The sequence below is a fragment of the Pseudomonas syringae genome, assembly GCF_001698815.1.
In the GTDB taxonomy this organism is placed as follows: Bacteria; Pseudomonadota; Gammaproteobacteria; order Pseudomonadales; family Pseudomonadaceae; genus Aquipseudomonas; species Aquipseudomonas syringae_A.
In genome coordinates this window covers 1-21,376 of the sequence record NZ_LGSI01000019.1, presented here as the reverse complement: position 1 = coordinate 21,376, position 21,376 = coordinate 1, and the positions used below count along the sequence as shown (strand labels likewise).

The 21,376-nt window shown below is 59.4% G+C and carries 18 protein-coding genes; 7 read left to right on the top strand and 11 right to left on the bottom strand.

All coding sequences use genetic code 11. From position 1 onward, the window contains the following. Positions 1 to 93: 93 nt before the first annotated feature. The gene (locus tag AFK24_RS04665) at positions 94 to 1,881 is read right to left on the bottom strand and encodes a KinB sensor domain-containing domain (RefSeq protein WP_065832131.1); all 1,788 of its coding nucleotides are present in this window, start codon (positions 1,879 to 1,881) and stop codon (positions 94 to 96) included. 10 nt (positions 1,882 to 1,891) lie between these two features. Beyond that, positions 1,892 to 3,238, bottom strand: a complete 1,347-nt coding sequence (algB, locus tag AFK24_RS04660; protein ID WP_065832130.1) for a sigma-54-dependent response regulator transcription factor AlgB — start codon at positions 3,236 to 3,238, stop codon at positions 1,892 to 1,894. A gap of 243 nt (positions 3,239 to 3,481) precedes the next feature. On the opposite strand from algB, the gene AFK24_RS04655 reads away from it, so the two are divergent. From AFK24_RS04655 to AFK24_RS04630, 6 genes are all read left to right on the top strand, one after another. After that, positions 3,482 to 4,330 carry a BON domain-containing protein gene (locus AFK24_RS04655; protein ID WP_065832129.1) on the top strand — a complete coding sequence of 283 codons (849 nt, stop codon included), beginning with the start codon at positions 3,482 to 3,484 and terminating at the stop codon, positions 4,328 to 4,330. A gap of 256 nt (positions 4,331 to 4,586) precedes the next feature. Further along, positions 4,587 to 4,868 (top strand): hypothetical protein, encoded by a 282-nt coding sequence (locus AFK24_RS04650; protein ID WP_065832128.1) that lies wholly within the window; start codon positions 4,587 to 4,589, stop codon positions 4,866 to 4,868. A gap of 62 nt (positions 4,869 to 4,930) precedes the next feature. Beyond that, positions 4,931 to 5,095: a DUF1328 domain-containing protein gene (locus AFK24_RS04645; RefSeq protein ID WP_002555679.1), complete on the top strand. Its 165-nt coding sequence runs from the start codon at positions 4,931 to 4,933 to the stop codon at positions 5,093 to 5,095. A gap of 3 nt (positions 5,096 to 5,098) precedes the next feature. Beyond that, entirely contained in the window at positions 5,099 to 5,566 is a 468-nt protein-coding gene (locus AFK24_RS04640; RefSeq protein ID WP_065832127.1) for an inhibitor of vertebrate lysozyme family protein, read from the top strand. A gap of 665 nt (positions 5,567 to 6,231) precedes the next feature. After that, entirely contained in the window at positions 6,232 to 7,563 is a 1,332-nt protein-coding gene (gene gltP / locus AFK24_RS04635; RefSeq protein WP_065832126.1) for a glutamate/aspartate:proton symporter GltP, read from the top strand. A 197-nt stretch (positions 7,564 to 7,760) separates the two neighbouring features. Further along, positions 7,761 to 9,002: a nucleoside recognition domain-containing protein gene (locus AFK24_RS04630; protein WP_065832125.1), complete on the top strand. Its 1,242-nt coding sequence runs from the start codon at positions 7,761 to 7,763 to the stop codon at positions 9,000 to 9,002. Here AFK24_RS04630 and AFK24_RS04625 read toward each other — a convergent pair. The 9 genes from AFK24_RS04625 to AFK24_RS04585 form a co-directional block, all read right to left on the bottom strand. Next, positions 8,972 to 9,604 carry an ABC-type transport auxiliary lipoprotein family protein gene (locus tag AFK24_RS04625; RefSeq protein WP_065832132.1) on the bottom strand — a complete coding sequence of 211 codons (633 nt, stop codon included), beginning with the start codon at positions 9,602 to 9,604 and terminating at the stop codon, positions 8,972 to 8,974. The genes AFK24_RS04630 and AFK24_RS04625 overlap by 31 nt on opposite strands. Positions 9,605 to 9,924: 320 nt before the next feature. Next, positions 9,925 to 10,863 carry an MlaD family protein gene (locus AFK24_RS04620; protein ID WP_065832124.1) on the bottom strand — a complete coding sequence of 313 codons (939 nt, stop codon included), beginning with the start codon at positions 10,861 to 10,863 and terminating at the stop codon, positions 9,925 to 9,927. 2 nt (positions 10,864 to 10,865) lie between these two features. Further along, the gene (locus tag AFK24_RS04615) at positions 10,866 to 11,654 is read right to left on the bottom strand and encodes an ABC transporter ATP-binding protein (RefSeq protein ID WP_020293341.1); all 789 of its coding nucleotides are present in this window, start codon (positions 11,652 to 11,654) and stop codon (positions 10,866 to 10,868) included. A 5-nt stretch (positions 11,655 to 11,659) separates the two neighbouring features. After that, on the bottom strand, positions 11,660 to 12,847 hold the full coding sequence (locus tag AFK24_RS04610; RefSeq protein ID WP_065832123.1) for an MlaE family ABC transporter permease: 1,188 nt from the start codon (positions 12,845 to 12,847) through the stop codon (positions 11,660 to 11,662). Between the two features lie 11 nt (positions 12,848 to 12,858). Continuing rightward, positions 12,859 to 14,046, bottom strand: a complete 1,188-nt coding sequence (locus AFK24_RS04605; RefSeq protein WP_065832122.1) for a DUF5924 family protein — start codon at positions 14,044 to 14,046, stop codon at positions 12,859 to 12,861. Between the two features lie 667 nt (positions 14,047 to 14,713). Continuing rightward, entirely contained in the window at positions 14,714 to 16,093 is a 1,380-nt protein-coding gene (locus AFK24_RS04600; protein ID WP_065832121.1) for a M16 family metallopeptidase, read from the bottom strand. Between the two features lie 72 nt (positions 16,094 to 16,165). Then, a complete protein-coding gene (locus AFK24_RS04595) occupies positions 16,166 to 17,818 on the bottom strand; it encodes a Na/Pi cotransporter family protein (protein WP_065832120.1) in 1,653 nt (550 codons plus the stop codon). A 214-nt stretch (positions 17,819 to 18,032) separates the two neighbouring features. Further along, positions 18,033 to 18,800 (bottom strand): TerC family protein, encoded by a 768-nt coding sequence (locus tag AFK24_RS04590; RefSeq protein WP_065832119.1) that lies wholly within the window; start codon positions 18,798 to 18,800, stop codon positions 18,033 to 18,035. 69 nt (positions 18,801 to 18,869) lie between these two features. Continuing rightward, complete coding sequence (locus AFK24_RS04585) at positions 18,870 to 20,177, bottom strand: CitMHS family transporter (protein ID WP_065832118.1); 1,308 nt, start codon at positions 20,175 to 20,177, stop codon at positions 18,870 to 18,872. A 332-nt stretch (positions 20,178 to 20,509) separates the two neighbouring features. On the opposite strand from AFK24_RS04585, the gene AFK24_RS04575 reads away from it, so the two are divergent. Continuing rightward, positions 20,510 to 20,911, top strand: a complete 402-nt coding sequence (locus AFK24_RS04575) for a GFA family protein (RefSeq protein WP_065832116.1) — start codon at positions 20,510 to 20,512, stop codon at positions 20,909 to 20,911. Positions 20,912 to 21,376: the final 465 nt, after the last annotated feature.

Genomic DNA, 21,376 nt, shown 5'->3' with positions numbered 1-21,376 from the left:
CTTTAGCCGGGAGGGCAATTGACGCCTTCGCGACTAAAGTCGCTCCTACGGCCGATTCGCGGGCAAACCTCGCTCCAACGGGCTTAAAGAGGCTTAAAGCGGCAACGCCATATAAAACTGCGTGCCCTGCCCCGGCCGGGAATAAACGCCCATGCGGCCGCCGTGCAGTTGCACGATTTCCTTGCACAGTGCCAGGCCAAGTCCGGCGCCGCCTTTTTTGCGGCCGACCTGGACGAAGGGTTCGAAAATGCGCCCCTGCTGGCCGTAGGCAATACCTTCGCCATTGTCCTCGACGCTGATGATCACCCGCTCGCCGTGGCGCCTGGCCTGGAGGCGGATGAGGCCTTTCTCCGGTGTATGGCGGATGGCGTTGTCGAGCAGGTTGTCCAGCACCCGCTCCAACTGCACGCGATCGCCATTCAGTTCTGGCAGTTGATCCTCGAGCTCCACGGTGAGCACGATGTCCTGCTCCCCGGCCCGCTCTTCAAAGCGCAAGCGCGCCTGTTCGAGCATTTCGTCGACCGAACATGGCTCCAGCGTCAGCTTTTGCAGACCATTTTGATAGCGGGAGAAATTCAGCAGGTCGTTGATCAGTTGCATCAAGCGCTGCATTTCTTCATTGACGGTGTTGAACAGGTCCGCTTCGCGCGAATCCTCGGCAAAATGCACCCGCTCCTGAAGCAGGCCGAACGCCATGTGCATACCGGTCACCGGCGTGCGCAGTTCATGGGAGGCGCGCAGGACAAACTCGCTGCGCACTCGCTCAAAGGCGCGCTGTTCGGTGACGTCGTGCAGCACCATCACCGCACCCAGAATGTGGCCCTTGGTATGGCTTACCGGCGTCAGGCTGTACGTCAGCAGTCGGGTTTCGCCATCGATATCAATCGACAAATCTTCCGGTGCTCGCTCCAGCGTGCCGCCGCGCAGGGTCAGATACAGCTGTTCATCCAGCTCGGGACGCTGCAACGCCTCGCCAAGGCCTTGGCCCAGTCGTTCCTCGTCCCAGCCAAGCTGGCGCTGGGCCACAGGGTTGAGGTGCTCCAGACGGCCCTGACGGTCGATCATCAACAAGCCGTCATCGATGCTGTCCAGCACCGCCTGCAGGCGTTGCTGGCCGGCGAGCAGTTCGTCGACGTTGGTTGCCTGATGCTGACGCAACGCTTCAGCCATCACGCCAAAACGGCGGGTCAGCAGGTTCATTTCTGCCGCAGATGAAATCGGCAGCGTGACCTCGAAGTTGCCTTGGCCGATTTTGTCGGCAGCTTTTGCCAGCGCCTCGATCGGCGCGCCGAAGCGTCGGGCGATGCCGTGGGCAGTAACGAAACCAATGATCAGCACGGCGATGCCCACCAGGCCTAATAGCCCGGCCACCCACAACGCCCGATCCCGGGAATGGGTTTCGGCCTCACTGATATTGCTCAGGGATTGTCGATGGGCGGCCAGCAGATTGTTGCGCAGGGAGTTGAAACGCTGACTCAGCTCGGTGTTGTCGCGCAGACTCCGAGGGTCATCCCGGGTTTGCGCATACGCTTCGAGGAATTTCTGATAGTCAGCGCTGGCAGCCTTGAAACCGTTATCGATGTTGATCTGCGTATCGTGCTCGATACCTTGGGTCAAGAACTCGCGAAACTGATCCTGCGCCGCCTTGAGCGTCGAGGGATCGGGCGTCTCGTTGAGCATCATGACCAGCTGATCGCCGAGGTTCTGCCGCAGTTTCAGGCCGATATCCAGGGTGACGAAGTTTTCCTCGATCAACGATTCCTGGGACTTGGCCATCTGCATGACGCTGACCAGTCCCAGCATCAGCCCCAATAACGCGACCGTTATCAAGGCAGAAATGCTCAGGAACAGCCGGGTGCGCAACTTCATCGCCAATTTCATGGGCGGCGATTCATAAGTTGTACTGCTTGCGTTTTCGGTAAAGCGTCGAAGCGTCGATGCCCAGCGTCCTGGCCGCCGCATCCAGGGTTTCGCTGGTCGCCAGCACTGCGCCGATGTGAGCTTTTTCCAGCTCATCCAGACTCAGTGCCGCGCCAACGCGCGGAGCATTGCTGGTAGGTTGTTCGGCCATGCCCAAGTGGCTGATTTCAACGCGCTCTTGCGGGCAAATGATGCTGGCGCGCTCGATGACGTTACGCAGCTCGCGAATATTGCCGGGCCAGCGATAGTTGAGCAGCGCGGCCCGCGCTTCTTCGCTGAAACCGCGAGCGGGACGGGCGTATTCCTTGACGAAGCGCGCCAGAAAGCGATCAGCCAGGGTAAGGATGTCTTCACTGCGCTCGCGCAACGGCGGCAAATGCAGGGTGATGACGTTCAGACGGTACAGCAAGTCTTCCCGGAAACGTCCGCTGCGCACCATGTCCTCCAGGTTCAGGTTGGTCGCGGCAAGAATGCGCACGTCGGCGCGACGCGTCACCGGATCACCCACCCGCTCGTATTCTTTGTCTTGGATGAAACGTAGCAACTTGGGTTGCAACGTGAGCGGAAAGTCGCCGATCTCGTCAAGAAACAGCGTGCCGCCATCGGCCTGATTAACGCGACCGAGCGTGCTTTCGCTGGCACCGGTAAACGCGCCGCGGCTGTGACCGAACAGCTCGCTTTCCATGAGCTCCGCAGTCAGCGACGGGCAGTTGATGATCACGCAGGACTTCTTGGAGCGTTTGCTCCAGCCGTGAATGGCCCGCGCCAGCTCGCCTTTACCTGTGCCCGACTCGCCGAGGATCAGGATGTTGGCATCGGTGTTGGCCACTTGCCGCGCGGTTTCGAGAATCGCCATCATCGCCGGGCTGTGGGAATCCAGGCCGTCCTTGGGTTTGCGCACTTCACCTTCCAACGCTTCGAGCCGCGCCGACAGCTGGCGGACTTCCAGCTGCTTGGCCGTGGCCAGGCGCAATTGGTCGGGGCTGCATGGCTTGACCAGATAATCGGCGGCACCCGCCTGAATGGCATCAACCGCGGTATCGACCGCCGAGTGCGCAGTGACAATCACGACCCGCATCCACGGCGCCTGGATACGCATTTGCGCCAGAACATCCAGGCCGTTGTCTTCGCCAAGTCGCAAATCCAGAAAGCACAGGTCGAACACCTGGCGTTGCAGCAACGTTTCCGCCTGCGCTGCGCTGTTGGCGGTCGCGACGCTGTAGCCCTCATCTTCCAGGCAATAGCGGAACGTGCGAAGGATCGCGGATTCGTCATCCACAAGCAGAATACGGCCCTGATTCTCAGTGGCTGCTTCCATTTTTCCTACGCTCCTAAGTGAATTGTCTTGAGTTAGTCTCAGAATAATCGGGCAAGTTGCATGGTCAATTCTGATTGATTCGGCGTGCTGCATGGTAACGGTCTGCCACCTTAAACAGTAAGATGCTGAATTTGTTGAAAATTCAGTAGGAATATTCGCTGGCATAGGCCTTGCGGGTTTCCTTAGCTTTTCGCCTCAGGCGATGAAATGAAATTTACGTACTGCAATTGATGGAGATGCGCCATGCACCCGCTGAAAAAGCTCGCTCTGGCCACCGCAACAATCACCGTGCTGGGGTTGAATCCGCTGCTAGCCAGCGCCGCCCAGCAAGATTTGCCCAGCCAATTGGCCGAAGCGCGGCAGGAAGGTTCGATCTGGACCGCCTTCGCGCTCAATCGTCACCTGAGCCCGTTCAAGATCGACGTCAACGTCGAACAGGGCACTGCCATTCTCAAAGGCAAAGTCGAAAACGAAGTGGATCGCGAACTGGCGCAACGGATTGCCTTGGACGTTGACGGCATCGATAAGGTCGATAACCAGCTGGAAATCGACGCCAACGTCGCCGCTGAACCCGGCACCAAGGCCAATCTGGCGCAAAGCTTCGAGGACGCCACGCTGACTGCCACGGTCAAATCCAAGCTGCTGTGGAACAGCGTCACTGAAGCGCTGAACATTGATGTGGACAGCAAAGACGGCGTCGTCACCCTCAAAGGTCGTGCCACCAGCCCTGAAGCCAAGGAACTGGCCGGCAGCCTGGCGAGCAACACCAACGGGGTCACCAGCGTCAACAATCTGGTTAGCTTGAGCGCTCAGGACTCGATTGCTTCCAAGGTTCAGCCACCGTCCGCCAATCCTGTGGAACAGCTTAGCGATGCCTGGATCACCAGCAAGGTGAAATCCAGCCTGATCTACAGCCGCAACCTCGACGGCCTGAATATCAAGGTGGAAACCAAGGACGGTTTGGTGACCCTCAATGGCATCGTCGCCAACTTCGCCGAGAAGGAATTGGCCGTGGAAACCGCGCGCAATATTCGCGGGGTCAAAGGTGTGAATGCCGATGCATTGAAGGTCATGGCGCGCACGGCGGGCTGACCCGCTCGGCGCCTTGGCCGCACAAGAGCATGGTGCGTTCGTGCAGAACGCACGATGCCAAAGGGTCAATCGTGCAGGATGCTACTCTCCCGCCGCGAATATCCTTTGCAACCTACTGATTTACATAGGTTTTACAAAGATTAAAAAGCTGGCATGCAGTCTGCATTACACCTCCTAACCCAAGCCGTGAATTTACCGGCTCACAGATCAAGATTGAAGGTCCACGAAGGTCCACCAAGGTGGAAGGAGCACTCGGATGAACAGCCAGCGTCTTGCACAACTGCGTATTTCGCCTCTGCACATCCAGCAAGGCTTGTTCGCCACCTTCGCACTCTTGGTCACATTGCTTTCGATCCAACAGTATCAACACTGGAGCAGCGCTCACGAAGCGACCCAGATCAAACAGCAGTTCACTTACAGCCAGTCCTATTCCACGGTCAGCGTGCCGATGGTCAAGGACACTGCCCTGAGCTTGATGCCGGTAGATGGCAACGTGGAAGTCAGTGAAATGCCGCAGAGGCAAACCTGGGTTTTCTAAACCCGCCTTGCAGTGAACGCAGCACACCCCATTATTTAAAACGGTAGTAAAGGAGAATCACCATGTTGAGTTGGGCAATCACGTTTCTAATCATCGCCATCGTCGCTGCAGTTCTGGGCTTCGGCGGTATCGCGGGCACAGCTACGGGTATCGCCAAGATCCTGTTCGTCGTGTTCCTGGTCATGTTCGTTGTGTCCTTCTTCTTTGGCCGTCGCGGCCGAGGCTGACACATGCGTGCTTCTCTCCACTCTCTGGCCGCCGCCCTGCTCATGGGCGGCAGTGCCCTGGCAATGGCTGCCAATGATGGACAGACCCGGGTCAACGAACTATTGAGTTCCGCCCCCGAGTATCGGCAGACATGGATGGGCGTCGTGAAGAAGGAAGAGCGCTTGCCCGACTGGGTAATCAATCTCTCCGGTGTCTCTGAGCAACAAATGAATGCCGTTACGGAAGACAGCAAGCCATATATCGTCGGACCACTGTGCGAAACAGCTGACTCATGCCGCAGCAAGCGCCTGATCGTGGCATACAGCCTCGACAAGCAGGATGCCTACGCGATGCTGGTCGATGTGCCTGCGGGTTTGCCCGCCGACAAATCGCCAACTCGCCATGCCACTTATCGCTACTTGGGTAAGCCGGACGAAGGCATGCAGGCTTTGTTGCAAGAGCAGCTGCGCAAGGATCCGAACTGGTACTGATTTAAAGACAGAAGAGCGCCCCTCTTGGGGGCTGCTCTTTTGAGAGCTGCGCGGTCCGATAACGACTGGCGCATGACCAAGGGGCCGGGATGCTTTGATTGTTCGGATCGAAGTGACCTAGGAGTACAGGGAGTACTTCCGCAAGGGCCGGGTCAGGAAAAACCGCAGCGCAAGTCCATGTCTGGCTCTTCGAATAGCGTTGAAGGTCATTTCAGGGCCTGCGTTGCGCTTTACCATTTCCGGGTTCTCGTGCCCGCGCGTCACATCGCCGCACGTCAGTCAAAACCTGTAGGAAATATCCCCACCAAAACCCCATTTCCACACTCAAAACTCCTCCTGTTGTTATAGGTCTATCGCGCCACAGGCGACGTATTAGCCACTTCCCAGCCGAATAGCGGTATCTACCCGACGCTTTACGACACTTTCACGCCAAAACGACATTATGCCGATTCGGCATAGGGTAGTCGTTTTCGGCATTAGACGATGGGTCGTCTGGTGCTAATAGTTGCGCCTTTTTTCGCCCGCTACAGAGCCAGGATGCTCGTTTGCGGCGACCTTCTCAGGACAGCTCTAAAGGCATCCATGCCCTCGTAGCTGCTGTGGAATGAGCAACGTCGAGCGCGTCGGTTTTAGAGATGTCCTAGCCACTTGAAAAAGGTAACGACATGAAGAAGGCAAAGCTGAGCCTGGCCTGGCAGATTCTCATTGGTCTGGTTCTCGGGATTGCGCTGGGAGCACTGCTTAACCATTTCAGCGCTGAAAAAGCGTGGTGGATCAGCAATATCCTGCAACCTGCGGGCGACATCTTTATCCGCTTGATCAAGATGATCGTCATCCCGATTGTGGTTTCTTCCCTGGTGGTGGGCATTGCTGGCGTCGGCGACGCCAAGAAGCTGGGTCGCATCGGCCTGAAGACCATCATTTACTTCGAGATCGTCACCACCGTTGCCATTCTGGTCGGGCTGGTGCTGGCCAATCTGTTCCAGCCGGGCTCAGGCATCGACATGAGCACGCTGGGCACTGTGGATATCTCGCAGTATCAGAAGACAACCGCCGAGGTTCAGCACGATCACGCGTTCATCGCGACGATTCTCAACCTGATCCCGTCGAACATCTTCGCAGCCATCGCCCGTGGCGACATGCTGCCGATCATCTTCTTCTCGGTGTTGTTCGGCCTGGGCTTGTCCAGCCTGCAGGCCGAAGTGCGTGATCCACTGGTCCGGGTTTTCCAGGGCGTTTCGGAAACCATGTTCAAGGTCACCCACATGATCATGAACTACGCGCCGATTGGCGTATTCGCCCTGATTGCCGTGACCGTGGCGAACTTCGGTTTTGCTTCGCTGCTGCCGTTGGCCAAGCTGGTGATTCTGGTTTACGTGGCCATCGCCTTCTTCGCCTTCGTGGTGCTGGGCCTGATTGCGAAGATGTTCGGCTTCTCGGTCGTGAAGCTGATGCGCATCTTCAAGGACGAATTGGTTCTGGCGTACTCCACCGCCAGTTCGGAAACCGTGTTGCCGCGCGTTATCGAGAAGATGGAAGCCTACGGCGCGCCGAAAGCGATCTGCAGCTTTGTGGTCCCGACCGGTTATTCGTTCAACCTTGACGGTTCGACGCTGTATCAAAGCATCGCGGCGATTTTCATCGCGCAGTTGTATGGCATTGATCTGTCGATCGGCGCGCAATTGATGTTGGTCCTGACCTTGATGGTCACCTCCAAGGGTATCGCCGGGGTTCCGGGCGTTTCGTTCGTGGTATTGCTGGCAACATTGGGCAGCGCGGGCATTCCGCTGGAAGGCCTGGCGTTCATTGCCGGCGTGGACCGCATCATGGACATGGCGCGTACCGCGTTGAACGTGATCGGCAATGCCTTGGCCGTATTGGTCATCTCCCGCTGGGAAGGCATGTACGACGACGCCAAAGGCCAACGCTACTGGAACTCCCTGCCACACTGGCGCAGCAAAGACCCGCTGCCAGCGGGTGAGACAGCGTCTAACTGAGGCAAAGATTCAACCTGACCATCACCTTCCCGGACAAGTCCGGTCCTACCGGTCCAGTGCAAAACCGGTAGGAGGGGACTTGTCCCCGAGAGGTCAATCGTGGCAACCCTTCTGCATTTGAAGCCCCGCGCCTGGCGTGGGGCTTTGTTGTTTATCCCCCCACCGCTATCATCGCCGCATCTTGGGGGGACTTACTGATGCTCAATGGCCTATGGCTTGGTTTTTTTGTCGTGGCGGCCGTGTCTGCATTGGCGCAGTGGCTGATTGGCGGTAACGCGGGGGTTTTCGCGGCGATGGTGGAAAGCATTTTCGCCATGGCCAAGCTGTCCGTCGAAGTGATGGTCCTGCTGTTCGGCACCCTCACCCTCTGGCTGGGCTTTTTGCGGATTGCCGAAAAAGCCGGGATCGTCGAATGGCTCGCCAAGGCGCTTGGCCCGCTGTTCCTGCGCCTGATGCCGGAAGTCCCGGCCGGGCACCCAGCCATCGGCCTGATTACCCTCAACTTCGCCGCCAACGCGCTGGGCCTGGACAACGCGGCCACGCCCATCGGATTGAAAGCCATGCGTTCGCTGCAAGAACTCAACCCCAGCCAGACCGCCGCCAGCAACGCGCAAATCCTGTTTCTGGTGCTCAACGCCTCGTCACTCACTTTGCTGCCGGTCACGATCTTCATGTATCGCGCTCAGCAAGGCGCTGTGGACCCGACCCTGGTATTCCTGCCGATTCTGCTGGCGACCAGCGCTTCGACCCTGGTTGGCCTGCTGTCGGTGGCGGTCATGCAGCGCTTGCGCCTGTGGGACCCGGTGGTGCTCGCGTATCTGATCCCCGGCGCGCTGATTCTCGGCGGTTTCATGGCCTTGCTGGCAACCATGTCGGCAGCGGCCTTGGCGGGTTTGTCGTCGATCCTCGGCAATCTGACGCTGTTTGGCCTGATCATGCTGTTCCTGATCATCGGCGCATTACGCAAGGTCAAGGTCTACGAGGCGTTTGTCGAAGGCGCAAAGGAAGGCTTTGACGTCGCCAAGAGTTTGCTGCCGTATCTGGTGGCGATGCTCTGTGCGGTGGGCGTGTTGCGCGCTTCCGGGGCGCTGGATTTCGGCCTGGAAGGCATTCGCCATGTGGTCACCTGGTTCGGCCTGGACACGCGGTTCGTCGATGCGCTGCCCACCGCGCTGGTCAAGCCATTCTCCGGCAGCGCTGCCCGGGCAATGCTCATCGAAACCATGCAGACCCAAGGCGTGGACAGCTTCCCGGCGCTCGTGGCCGCGACCATTCAAGGCAGTACCGAAACCACCTTCTACGTGCTGGCGGTGTATTTCGGCGCGGTCGGCATCCAGCGTGCACGCCACGCCGTGGGTTGCGCGCTGCTGGCGGAACTGGCCGGCGTGATCGCGGCGATATTCGTCTGCTACTGGTTCTTCGGCGCGACCGCTGCGTAGTGTTGCTGACCCTGCTCGACGGTCCATTGCAAGACCTGCGCGGCCAGCACGTCAGCCGCTTTGCCAATGCCCGCCACCACGGCGGGTAGCTGCTTGTCCTTGAGCGGCTGGCGCACCTCGAAGCGACGGGTGGCGACAATGCGCTGATTGGCACTGACCAAGCGCGCATCCAGGCGGATCACCACGTCGATGGCCTCGCCGTGGTATTCGCTCTGAAACGCCTGCAATTCGCCACCGACTTCAAAGTCGGCCTGCAAATTACTCTCGTCGGTACTCAGCAGCGGCACACGGCCGTCACGAGCGAACGCGTCCAGTAGACGATTGCGCCACAGCACCGGGGCCGGATCACTCCAGCGCGCGCCTTTGTAACTGCTGATCAAATCGCCCTGCGGCACTACGGCGATACGCGGGCTGTCGAGGGTTTCACTGGCCTTGGGCCGCGCCAGGCGCAATGACCAATTCATCGGTTGAACGTTGGCAGGTTTGACCGCAGTCGAACTGATCGGCAGGCGGTAAACGTCCGTCGGCTCGGATTTGGGCAGGATCGAACAGGCGCTGGTCAGCAGGAAGGTGCCGAGTAGAAACAGCTTCGCAGCTGCCAGAAAAGGTCGGTAGGAGGGGACTTGTCCCCGAATGCAATTGGCCAGACAACGAGGCAGTCGGAAAAACAAAGCTGTCCGGGCTGGCGTCTTCGGGGACAAATCCCCTACTACAGACGACGGTGGCGGCAGCTCGGCGAATGAATTCGCATTTGCCGCACGAGATGATTTTTCGGTCATAACAGATCGGTAGGAGGGGACTTGTCCCCGAATGCAATTGGCCAGACAACGAGGCAGTCGGAAAAACAAAGCTGTCCGGGCCGGCGTCTTCGGGGACAAATCCCCTCCTACAGAGGAGGGCAGCGTGTCGCCTACAAAAAACCTCATGGCTCAAACTCCTTGTTCTTGTCGCTGCCCAGCAGGTAACCGCTCGGATTGGCTTCCAGGCGGCGGGAAATCGCGCGCAGTGAACTCATGGTATCGCGCAGTTCGCGAACCGCTGGCCCCAACTCACCCAGCCCTTGCATGCCACTGTCCAGGGACTGCTGGTTGCCATTGAGTAGCCGGTTGATGGTCGCGCTGCTTTGTTGCAACGACTTCATCGCCTGTTCAGCGCTGTTGAATATCTGTTTGCCGTCACTGTTGAGCATGCCGTTGGCGTTGCGCATCAGCGCTGCCGTTTGTTCCATGGTCGCGCTGGCCTGTTTGCCGACCTGGGCGAGCTGCTTGAGGGTCTGGCGAATATCGTCGCGCTGATCGGCAATGGCGCCTGTGGTTTGCTCAAGATGGTCCAGCGTGCGACTCAGGCTCTTCACGTTATCGGCCGAGAACATCAGATTGGCGTTCTGCAGCAGCTGATTGACGCTGCTCATGAGGTCGCTGCTGTCGTTGAGCAGGCGCGAAATCGGCGATGGTGAGGCAATGATGATCGGCAGCTTGCCGTCATGCCCGACCAGTTCCGGACTCTGCGGCGTGCCGCCACTGAGCTGGATGATCGAGGTGCCGGTAATGCCGGTCAGCGCCAGCTTGGCCTGAGTATCCTGCTTGATGGGCGTCTCGCCGGTGACACGGATCTGCGCCAGCACCCGGCGCGGATCTTTCGGGTCCAGGCGCAGCGTGATCACATCGCCGATCTTGATCCCGCTGTATTGCACCGCGCTGCCCTGGGACAAACCCGTTACGGCTTCGTTGAACACCACTTCGTAATCCTTGAACGCGCTGTCGACGCTGGACTTGGCCAGCCACAAGCCGAACAGCAGCGCCGCAGCCACCACCAGCACGGTGAACAGGCCAATCAATACATGATGGGCACGGGTTTCCATCGTCAGACCTCTTTAGGCAAGGAAGCGGAGTATGCCGCGCGGCCGCGCGGGCCATGGAAGTATTCGTGGATCCAGGCGTCGTTGGTGGCCGAAACCTTGTCGATCTGATCCGCCACCAGCACACGTTTCTGCGACAACACAGCAACCCGGTCGGTGATCGTGTACAGCGTGTCCAGATCATGGGTGACCAGAAACACACTCAGGCCCAAGGCATCGCGCAGGGTCAGGATCAACTGGTCGAACGCCGCCGCGCCAATCGGATCAAGGCCGGCCGTTGGCTCGTCGAGAAACAGGATGTCCGGGTCCAGCGCCAACGCGCGGGCCAGCGCGGCGCGCTTGATCATGCCACCGGACAGTGACGCTGGATATTTGTGCGCGGAGGACAGCGGCAGCCCGGCCAACGCCAGCTTCACCCCCGCCAGATGTTCGGCCTCGTCGCGATTGAGGCCTGCATGTTCGATCAGCGGCAGCGCGACGTTTTCGGTCAGGGTCAGCGAAGAGAACAAGGCGCCCTTTTGAAACAGCACGCCAAAACGCCGCTCCACCAACGAGCGCTCCTGATCCGACGCGCCCTGCAGGTCCTGGCCAAACACCCGAACACTGCCCGCGTCGGGACGGCGCAGACCAACGATGCTGCGCAGCAGCACCGACTTACCGCTGCCCGAACCGCCGACCACCGCAAGGATTTCCCCGCGATACAGGTCCAGGTCGAGGTTCTCGTGCACGCTTTGGCTGCCAAAGCGATTGCACAGGCCGCGCACTTCAATCACTGGATCACGCGTCTTCGGCATCGTCCTCACCAACCCATCTCCATGAAAAACAGTGCGGCCATGGCATCGAGCACGATCACTACGAAAATCGACTGCACGACGCTTGAAGTGGTGTGCGCGCCCACGGATTCGGCGCTGCCGCTGACCTTGAAGCCTTCAAGACAACCAATGGCAGCGATCAGGAAGGCGAAGATCGGCGCTTTGACCATGCCCACCAGAAAGTGCTGCACGCCAATATCGGCTTGCAGCAGCGAAAGGAACATCGCCGGGGAAATATCCAGGGAAACCGCGCACACCACACCGCCGCCGATGATCCCGGAGACCATCGCCACGAAGGTCAGAATCGGCAGCGAAACCAGCAGCGCCAGCACGCGCGGCACCACCAGAAGCTCTACCGGGCTCAAGCCCAGCGTGCGGATCGCGTCGATTTCTTCATTGGCCTGCATCGAGCCGATCTGCGCCGTGAAGGCGCTGGCGGTGCGTCCGGCGAGCAGAATGGCAGTCAGCAGTACGCCGAATTCGCGCAGAAACGAAAACGCCACAAGGTCCACCGTGAACACCGTCGCGCCGAATATCTTGAGCACCGTCGCGCCGAGAAAAGCCACCACCGCGCCCACCAGAAATGTCAGCAACGCCACGATGGGCGCCGCGTCCAGACCGGTCTGTTCGATATGGACGAACACCGACGTCATGCGCCAGCGTCGCGGACGCAATGCATTGGATGCGATGGTTTCCAGAATCAGGCCAATGAAGCCCAGCAATTGCAGGGTGTCGGTCCAAACCTTGTCGACTGCGCAGCCAATCCGCGACAACAGCTGCATGCCGACCGCGATTTCCGGATCCTTGACCGGCGCGCAGTAATCGCACAATGCGGACTGGATGGTTTGCAGCAAGGCGCGGCTGGACAGCGGCAGGTCCGGGGCTTGTACCGACAGTTTGGCCAGGCGCTCGGTGCCCAGCAATTCCACCAGCAACGACGCGCCGGCGGTATCCAGCGCGTGCAGGCGCGTCATGTCCACCGGGACGCTGGCGTCGTAGTTGCCGCCCAGCGTGTCGGTCTGCTGCTTCAACGTTCGATAGTGCGCCAGCGTCCAGTCACCGGAAATCCGCAGCTGGGCTGGGCTGGTTGTCGTATCCAGCAACGCCGTGCCCGCCAGCGCCGGGGCACTGGTGGGGCTGACTGCAATTGATGTGGCCAGCGTGCGCGTGGTCATGGTCGGGCCTGTTAGTTATCTGGAACTGCCGGCTGTTCTGGAGCTGCCGGTGCACTCGGCGCGTCGGCGGCCGGTTTGGCATCTTCGGCTTTCGGAGTCTGCGGTTCTGCATCGCCAGCACCGTCATCGCCACCCGGTTTCAAACGGGTGATTTTCCCGATAGGACGAATGACCGCCGGCTGATCGGTGCCAGTGACTTCAAAGCGCAATACGCCAATCATCTGCCCGTCCTCGGTCAACACCCGAACCTGCCATTTGCCGACCGCATCGGGGGGGAAATTCTGCTTGTGCGTCCACGCACGATAACCTTCTTTGCGCCCGCCACGAATATCCAGGGCGATGCGATCCACTTCTTTGCCGTTATGGCGCCAGACATGATAAATCCGCTCGTCCAGACCCCGAGGCGCGTTGATGGCCGTGTAAGCATAAAGACCGCCATTGCGGACCTGGCTGGCGCTGACCTGCCTGATGCTATCGCCGGGCGCGCGGTTTTTGTTATCAAAATCCGTGCTGACCGCGACCTCGGTCAACCAGAGCGTTGCCGGCGGTACCCACGAGCGCAGCAACCAGCCCGCGCCGCCCATCAGCAAAACCGCCAGGACCAACGCCATGCCGCGCCGCCAGGTGGTCATCGGCAAAGCAGAGATCAAACTGGGAAACGACAGGACGATGGCGATAATTAGCGCCAATTTGTAACTTTGGGCCGTGGTCAGGTGCACGATGATCGGCAACGCGGTCAACAGCGCCGCAAACAACGTCAGCGTGTGGAAGGCCATGAACAGCCAGCGCCGCGTTGCCAGCCATTTGTAGTAGAGCGGATCGATGATCGAAACCAGTCCCGCTGCGCCGAGAACGGCGGTAAAAATGGACTGGCCGCTGTTCCAGGTCGTGGTGACGAAGAAAAACGGCAGCACGAAGAACAGGCTTTCCTGGTGGATCATCTGCGTGCCGTAGCGCAGCAGGCCGGTGGGAATTTCGCGTTTGAACACCTTGGTGAACAGCACCACGGCGCTGCTTTCGATCATCAGCCACACCCAGCTGACCAGCATGATCACTGCGATCCAGGTCGCCAGACCTTCCTGACGATCCACCAGAATGAAGCTGCCAATCCCCGAAATGAAACCACCCGCCGCGATGAGGCCTGGATAGCGCTTCATCAGAGTGGTGATACGCGTGATGTAGGAACTCCATTCGGGCATTTGAGCGATCTGCTTTGGTGTCACGGAAAAAAGCGGCTGCAGGATAACAGCGCTGCCGGCGGAATCGTTGTTTGGGTGTGCAGAAAACTTAAATATGTCGACCCAGTGGGAATCGGCAGGAGGGGACTTGTCCCCGAAGAGGCCGGTGCAAGCGCTGAAGATATTCCTCCTCAGACCCGACGCCTTCCCGGACAAGTCCGGTCCTGCCAAAACCATGCAAAGCAGCAGGAGGGGACCTGTCCCCGAAGAGGCCGGTGCAAGCGCTGAAGATATTCCTCCTCAGACCCGGCGCCTTCCCGGACAAGTCCGGTCCTACCAAAACCATGCAAAGCGGTAGGAGGGGACTTGTCCCCGAAGAGGCCGGTGCAAGCGCTGAAGATATTCCTCCTCAGGCCCGACGCCTTCCCCCGGACAAGTCCGGTCCTACCGAACCCATGCAAAGCGGTAGGAGGGGACTTGTCCCCGAAGCGGCCGGCGCAAGCGCTGAAGATATTCCTCCTCAGACCCGACGCCTTCCCGGACAAGTCCGGTCCTACCGAACCCATGCAAAGCGGCAGGAGGGGACTTGTCCTCGAAGAGGCCGGTGCAAGCGCTGAAGATATTCCTCCTCAGACCCGACGCCTTCCCTGCGCCTCATCTGACGCCTTCGGGGACAAGTCCCCTCCTACTAACGTTTGTTCGTTCGGCGATAGGCCAACCACACAATCAATACAAGAATCCCCACCAACGCCGCACCCAGCCAATACAAACCGGTGTAAGTCAGCAACGGCTGCTCGATTCGCCAATAACCCGGCTGATTCAGCAGCTCGCGCATGGCTCGATTGGCGTTGTCCAGGCTGACGGACTTGAAGCGTCTGGACGGGTCGGCGAAGCGGCCTTTTTCGTAATCATTCAATGCGCCCCAGTAATAGTCGGCCAGCGCGCTGTTGCCTTGCACCGCCCAAGCCTGCTTGGCGATTGCTGCCTGTTGCAAGCGGGCGAAGGTTGCCGGGTCCAGGCCATCTTTTTGCAGGCGCGCGAGAACGGCGCGAATGACATCGCGGGCCTCATCAACGTCGTCGCGCTCGACATCGGCATTCAGGCTCATGAAGCCGCTGTCGCCAAAGACCTCGCGCTCGATCGACGGGCCGTAAGACAAACCGTGCTTGAGGCGCAAATCGCTGTACAGCGCCCATTCCAGATAGCTTTTGACCAATTCCATGGTTTCGTCGGGCTGATCGTCCAGCTGCGGCTCGGGCAGGATCAAGTGCAGCCGCGCACCTTCACCAATACCGCCGCGAATCAGCGTGCGTTCGGCCTGGGCCGTATTGCGCGCCTGATCCAGCGGCGGATGATCGATGGGGTCAACGGCATCGAGTTCGCCATAAGTGCGTTCCAGATAGCTCGGCAGCAATCGATCCAGATCGCCGACCACAATCAGCGTCATGTTATTGGGTGCGTACCAGCCTTTGTAGACGTCCTCGATCTGCTCCAGTGTCAGATGATCCACTTCCGGACGCTCTGGACACTTCAAACCCAACTCGACGGCCAGCTGACTGCTGGCGCTGTGACCCAGATCCTTGCGATCCAGCCAGCGTTGCAGGTGTGAATAATGGCCGCCATCTTCACGCTCGACGATGCGCTTCACGGTGTCCAGCGCGGGTTGATCCAGATGGGTTTTGGTCAGCACCGCCAGCAACAGATCGAGCACCTTGCGCTGATTCTGCGCCGGGGCTTCGATGACGAACGTCGTGTCAGTATTGCTGGTAAACGCGTTCCAGTCGCCGCCAAGTGCCTGCATGCGTTCTTCCAGACCGCCTTCGCCGCTGTCATCAATGCCGCTGAACAGCAAATGCTCCAGCAAATGCGGCAGTTCCTTGTCCGCGCAGCTGAAATCATCAAAGCCGATGCCGACCACCAGGCGAATCGCCACATGGCCTTTTTCGTAGCCGGGCTTGAGCAGCAATTGCAAACCGTTGGGCAGCAGATAGCCCTCGACCTGAAAGCGGTCGAGCGCGTGTGACGCGGATGAAATCAGAAACAGACAAGCGAACAGCAGGCAACGCATAAAACGTGCTTCCTTGCGGGCCGGTATGTTTAACAGACTTCGATGTGTCCGGTACGTTCACACCAAGTATGTTTACGCTGATGGATCCGGCTGGCTTTCGCTGGACAAGGCGCCGGTATCGGCCGTTTCCAGCACCGCGTAGGCGCTGCTGCAGAACAGCGAGTTCAGGCGCTTCATGTCGGCAATCAGCTCCAGGTGCAGCGAGCTGGTTTCGAGGCTCTGCACCACTTTGCGTTGCAGACGACTGACGTGGGCATGGGCCAGACGCCGCTCCTGGGCGCGGAAACGACGTTTTTCGCGCAGCAACTGGCGGGCGCTTTCCGGATCGCCGCTGAGGAACACCGACAGGCCCAGGCGCAGATTCGACAACAGCTGTGAATGCAGCCCGGCCAGTTCTTCCAGGCCGACTTCGGAAAAGGAACGGCGCTGCGAGGTTTTTTGCTGCTGGATCTTGCGCAACATACGCTCGATCAGCCCGGCCGCCAGTTCCAGGTTGATCGTCAGTTCGATGATTTCCGCCCAGCGTCGGTTGTCCTGCTCGCTGAGATCTTCCCGAGGCATCTGCGCCAGATACAGCTTGATCGCGCTATACAGCGCTTCGACGTCGTCATTGAGGCGGCGCATTTCCTGGGTAACCGCTGTTTGCGTGCCGCGCAGCACTTCGAGCATCGAACTGAGCATGCCTTCGATCAGGTCGCCCATGCGCAGGGTTTCGCGCACGGCGTTGGCCAACGCCAGACTCGGCGTCGACAGCGCCGTCAGGTCCAGATGGCGCGGCTTGGCCAGGCCGTTGACTTCGGGCCGCTCCGGCAGAATCGCCGAGCAGAGCCGCGCCATCGGACCGACCGTGGGCAGCATCAGCAGGCAGCGCGCGGTGTTGTAGGTCAGGTGGAAGCCGATGACCATGTCTTGCGGGCTGAAACCCAGGGTGTCCATCCAGCGCACCAGCGGATCGAGCACCGGAATGATCAGCAACAAGCCGAGCAATTTATAGAGCAGGCTGCCCAGCGCGACTTGCCGCCCGGCAACGTTCTGCATGCTGGTGCTGAGGAACGCCAGCAGGCCGCTGCCGATGTTGGCGCCGATCACCAGACCGATGGCCACTGGCAGGCTGATGATTTCCGCGCCCGCCAATGTCGCAGTGAGCAATACCGCAGCGAGGCTGGAATAGGAAATCAGCGCGAACATCGCACCGACCAGCGCATCGAGCAGCAAATCCCCGGTCAACGAGGCGAACAGTACCTTGACCCCAGCGTTCTGGGTAATCGGCGCGGCAGCGGTGACGATCAATTGCAGCGCCAGCACGATCAGACCCAGGCCGATGCCGACACGCCCGAGCTGGCCGATGCGCGTCTGCTTGCGCGACAGGAAGAAAATCACCCCGAGGAAGATCAGCAGCGGCGACAGCCACGACAGGTCAAACGTGAGAATTCGCGACATCAGCGCGGTGCCGACGTCGGCGCCGAGCATGATCGCCAGCGCCGGCGTGAGCGCCATCAGGCCCTGGCCGACAAACGAGGTGACCAGCATCGCCGTGGCGTTGCTGCTCTGCACCAGCGCAGTGACCAGAATGCCGGCAATGAAAGCCAGCGGCCGCTTGGACATGTTCTGGCTGATGACTTGGCGCAGTTGCGAGCCGTACACCCGAAGGATGCCGGTACGCACGATGTGTGTGCCCCAGATCAACAGGGCGACCGCTGACAACAAATCGAGCAGGGTCAGCATACAAAGAGCCCCCTGAGGTTTGCCCAACCGGGCAAAAAAGTGAAGGTGCAGCGTGTAGCGCGGTTATGGGCAGCGCTTGACTAAGGCCATTGGCCTGCAAGCATCGCATAGCCTTCGGACTGATTGAAATAAATCTGTCATAAATCAGTGTTCTAGCCTTCGCTCAATAAAAAACGGGGCTCGCATGGAGCCCCGCTTCATAGAGTGTAACGGCTTATTGGCCGGGCACATCCTTACGCAGTTTGACCGGATCGCTCTGGGCCTTTTTCTTGGCCATGGCCATGCGCATCTTGATGTTGATGGCTTCCACCGCCAGCGAGAACGCCATGGCGAAGTACACGTAGCCTTTTGGCACATGCACGCCAAACGAATCGGCGATCAACACCGTACCGACGACGATCAGGAACGACAGGGCCAGCATCTTCAGCGATGGATGCTTGTCGATGAAGCTGCTGATGGCGCCAGCGCAAACCATCATCACCAGCACGGCAACGACGATGGCGGCGATCATGACCGGCACGTGGGAAACCATGCCGACTGCGGTAATCACCGAATCCAGCGAGAACACGATGTCGATGATCGCGATCTGGATGATGGTGTAGATGAACTGACCACCCTTGCCTTTGGGCTCGTCGATGGTTTCCTCTTCGCCTTCCAGGCCGTGGTAGATCTCTTGCGAGCTTTTCCAGAGCAGGAACAGGCCACCGAAGAACAGGATCAGGTCGCGGCCGGAGAAGCCCTTGCCCATGATCGAAAACAGTTCATCCGTAAGGCGCATGACCCAGGTGATCGACAGCAGCAACAGGATTCGCGTGACCATGGCCAGCGCCAGGCCGAAGATCCGGGTGCGCGGCTGCATATGCTTGGGCATGCGGCTGACCAGGATCGAAATCATGATGATGTTATCGATGCCCAGGACGATTTCCAGAGCAGTCAGGGTAAAGAAAGCAATCCAGATTTCCGGATTGGTCAGCCATTCCATAGGTATTCCTTTGAGCGGTTAAACTCTCACGGCCTGCCTATAGCAGGCCTTGAGGCAAGTGATCCGATTTTACAGACTGCTGTACAGAGGAAAAATCCCCATCAGCAAGGCGGCAAACATTATGCACAGGCAAACCAGAACTGCCCACTTCAAGGTGAAGCGCTGGTGATCGCCGAACTCGATACCGGCCAATGCCACCAGCAGGTAAGTCGACGGAACCAGCGGGCTGAGCAGGTGAACCGGCTGACCAACAATCGACGCGCGGGCCATTTCCACCGGGCTGATGCCGTAATGGGCAGCGGCTTCGGCCAACACTGGCAACACGCCATAGTAGAAGGCGTCGTTGGACATGAAGAACGTGAATGGCATGCTGACCAGCGCAGTAATCACTGCGAGATAAGGGCCGAGCGCGTCCGGAATCACTGCCAGCAGGCTCTTGGACATGGCATCGACCATGCCGGTGCCGGACAGGATACCGGTGAAAATACCGGCCGCGAAGATCAGTCCGACCACTGCCAGCACGCTGCCGGCGTGGGCGGCGATACGATCCTTTTGATCTTGCAGGTTCGGGTAGTTGACGATCATCGCGATACTGAAGGCGATCATGAACAACACCGGCAGCGGCAGCAGACCCATGATCAGCGCGACCATCAGGGCCAGGGTGAGCAGGCCGTTGAACCAGATCAGCTTCGGACGACGGGCGCCCGGAAACTGGGAAACACTGATTTCACTGTGATCGACTTCGTCGTCCGGCAAATGCAGCTCACCCAGACGAGCACGTTCGCGCTTGCCGTAGAAGTAGGCAATGACCAGAATCGCGATCACACCGGCGGCCATGGCCGGGATCATCGGTACGAAGATGTCGGAAGGGTCCACGTGCAGCGCGCTGGCAGCGCGAGCGGTCGGGCCACCCCAAGGCGTCATGTTCATCACGCCACCGGCCAGAATGATCAGGCCCGCCATGATTCGCGGGCTCATGCCGATGCGGCTGTACAGCGGCAGCATGGCCGCGACGCAGATCATGTAAGTGGTTGCGCCGTCACCGTCCAGGGAAACCACCAGCGCGAGCACGGCGGTGCCCACGGAGACTTTCACCGGGTCGCCTTTGACCAACTGCAGGATCTTGCGCACCGCCGGGTCAAACAGGCCCGAATCGATCATCAGCGCAAAATAGAGAATGGCGAACATCAACATCACGCCGGTTGGCGCAAGTTTGGTGATGCCGGTCAGCATCATCGGACCGATGTCGGACGCGAAGCCGCCGAACAGGGCAAAGACGATCGGTACCAGAATCAGGGCGATCAACGCCGACAGGCGCTTGCTCATGATCAGGTACATGAAGGCGACAACCATGGCAAAGCCGAGGAAGGTCAACATAGGGAATTACTCCAGGCGTAACGCGACTTGGGAAAAGGCGAAGGCGACGAATCAGCTCAACAAGAGCGGCGCGTGGAGTGGGATCGGAGTCAGGGCGTGCAGGAGGGTATTGCAGGGCATCAGGTTCACCATTGTTGTTGTTGACTGGGCCATTGAGCGCGAGAAAAACACTCGTTTGGCTGACCGGTCTGTTGCCGGCGGTGAAAGGATCCTAATGGGCCAAGCTTTCATCCAGCTTTCGCCACCCGAACCGCTGATCATTTGTTGCGAAGACAATTACCGGCAGCGACTGTCACAGGCTGTGTCGGCGCTGACCGCAAAGAGGAGGGGATATGAGCCAGATACATTCCGGTGGATGCCATTGCGGCAGCCTGCGTTATGAGTTCGATGCGCCCTTGCAGGACATCGCCCATTGCCATTGCTCGATCTGCCGACGGACCTCGGGCGGCATCGTCATGACCTGGATAACGGTGCCGTTGACGTCATTCAAATGGGTTGAAGGCAGCCCGGCGACCTACGATTCAGGTCCGACCTGCGTGCGGTATTTCTGTAGCAACTGTGGCGCACAACTGGCGTTGTTTTCCCGCAACAGCCCCGAAGAGATGGACGTGACCATCGCCACCCTCGATCACCCGGAACAGGCACCCGCCGACCGCCACATCTGGACCGCCAACCGCTTGCCGTGGCTGCATCTGGACGAGCATTTGCCGGGCGAGCCGGGGGAGACGTTGTAAGGACGATTTCCTCCCTTTGGTAGGACCGGACTTGTCCGGGAAGTCGGCGGCCCGGATACGGAAATCCGTCAGTCAGATCAGCACCGGCAGAGCGGCCTTTTCGGGGACAAGTCCCCTCCTACCGGTGTTGCAAGCAGTTGCCGGGCGAGACGTTGTGAGAGCGACCTCATCCCTTTGGTAGGACCGGACTTGTCCGGGAAGGCGTCGGCCCGCATACGGAAATCCGTCAGTCAGATCAGCACCGGCAGAGCGGCCTTTTCGGGGACAAGTCCCCTCCTACCGGTGTTGCAAGCATTTGCCGGGCGAGACGTTGTAAGAGCGACCTCATCCCTTTGGTAGGACCGGACTTGTCCGGGAAGTCGGCGGCCCGGATACGGAAATCCGTCAGTCAGATCAGCACCGGCAGAGCGGCCTTTTCGGGGACAAGTCCCCTCCTACCGGTGTTGCAAGCATTTGCCGGGCGAG

Bases quoted from the DNA above. Each gene is read 5' to 3' on its own strand.
- AFK24_RS04605 (WP_065832122.1), bottom strand. From the start codon at position 14,046: ATGCCCGAATGGAGTTCCTACATCACGCGTATCACCACTCTGATGAAG.
- AFK24_RS04665 (WP_065832131.1), bottom strand. From the start codon at position 1,881: ATGAAATTGGCGATGAAGTTGCGCACCCGGCTGTTCCTGAGCATTTCT.
- AFK24_RS04630 (WP_065832125.1), top strand. From the start codon at position 7,761: ATGCTCAATGGCCTATGGCTTGGTTTTTTTGTCGTGGCGGCCGTGTCT.
- AFK24_RS04615 (WP_020293341.1), bottom strand. From the start codon at position 11,654: ATGCCGAAGACGCGTGATCCAGTGATTGAAGTGCGCGGCCTGTGCAAT.
- AFK24_RS04590 (WP_065832119.1), bottom strand. From the start codon at position 18,800: ATGGAATGGCTGACCAATCCGGAAATCTGGATTGCTTTCTTTACCCTG.
- AFK24_RS04575 (WP_065832116.1), top strand. From the start codon at position 20,510: ATGAGCCAGATACATTCCGGTGGATGCCATTGCGGCAGCCTGCGTTAT.
- gltP (WP_065832126.1), top strand. From the start codon at position 6,232: ATGAAGAAGGCAAAGCTGAGCCTGGCCTGGCAGATTCTCATTGGTCTG.
- AFK24_RS04620 (WP_065832124.1), bottom strand. From the start codon at position 10,863: ATGGAAACCCGTGCCCATCATGTATTGATTGGCCTGTTCACCGTGCTG.
- AFK24_RS04595 (WP_065832120.1), bottom strand. From the start codon at position 17,818: ATGCTGACCCTGCTCGATTTGTTGTCAGCGGTCGCCCTGTTGATCTGG.
- AFK24_RS04655 (WP_065832129.1), top strand. From the start codon at position 3,482: ATGCACCCGCTGAAAAAGCTCGCTCTGGCCACCGCAACAATCACCGTG.
- AFK24_RS04600 (WP_065832121.1), bottom strand. From the start codon at position 16,093: ATGCGTTGCCTGCTGTTCGCTTGTCTGTTTCTGATTTCATCCGCGTCA.
- AFK24_RS04610 (WP_065832123.1), bottom strand. From the start codon at position 12,847: ATGACCACGCGCACGCTGGCCACATCAATTGCAGTCAGCCCCACCAGT.
- AFK24_RS04640 (WP_065832127.1), top strand. From the start codon at position 5,099: ATGCGTGCTTCTCTCCACTCTCTGGCCGCCGCCCTGCTCATGGGCGGC.
- AFK24_RS04645 (WP_002555679.1), top strand. From the start codon at position 4,931: ATGTTGAGTTGGGCAATCACGTTTCTAATCATCGCCATCGTCGCTGCA.
- AFK24_RS04585 (WP_065832118.1), bottom strand. From the start codon at position 20,177: ATGTTGACCTTCCTCGGCTTTGCCATGGTTGTCGCCTTCATGTACCTG.
- AFK24_RS04650 (WP_065832128.1), top strand. From the start codon at position 4,587: ATGAACAGCCAGCGTCTTGCACAACTGCGTATTTCGCCTCTGCACATC.
- algB (WP_065832130.1), bottom strand. From the start codon at position 3,238: ATGGAAGCAGCCACTGAGAATCAGGGCCGTATTCTGCTTGTGGATGAC.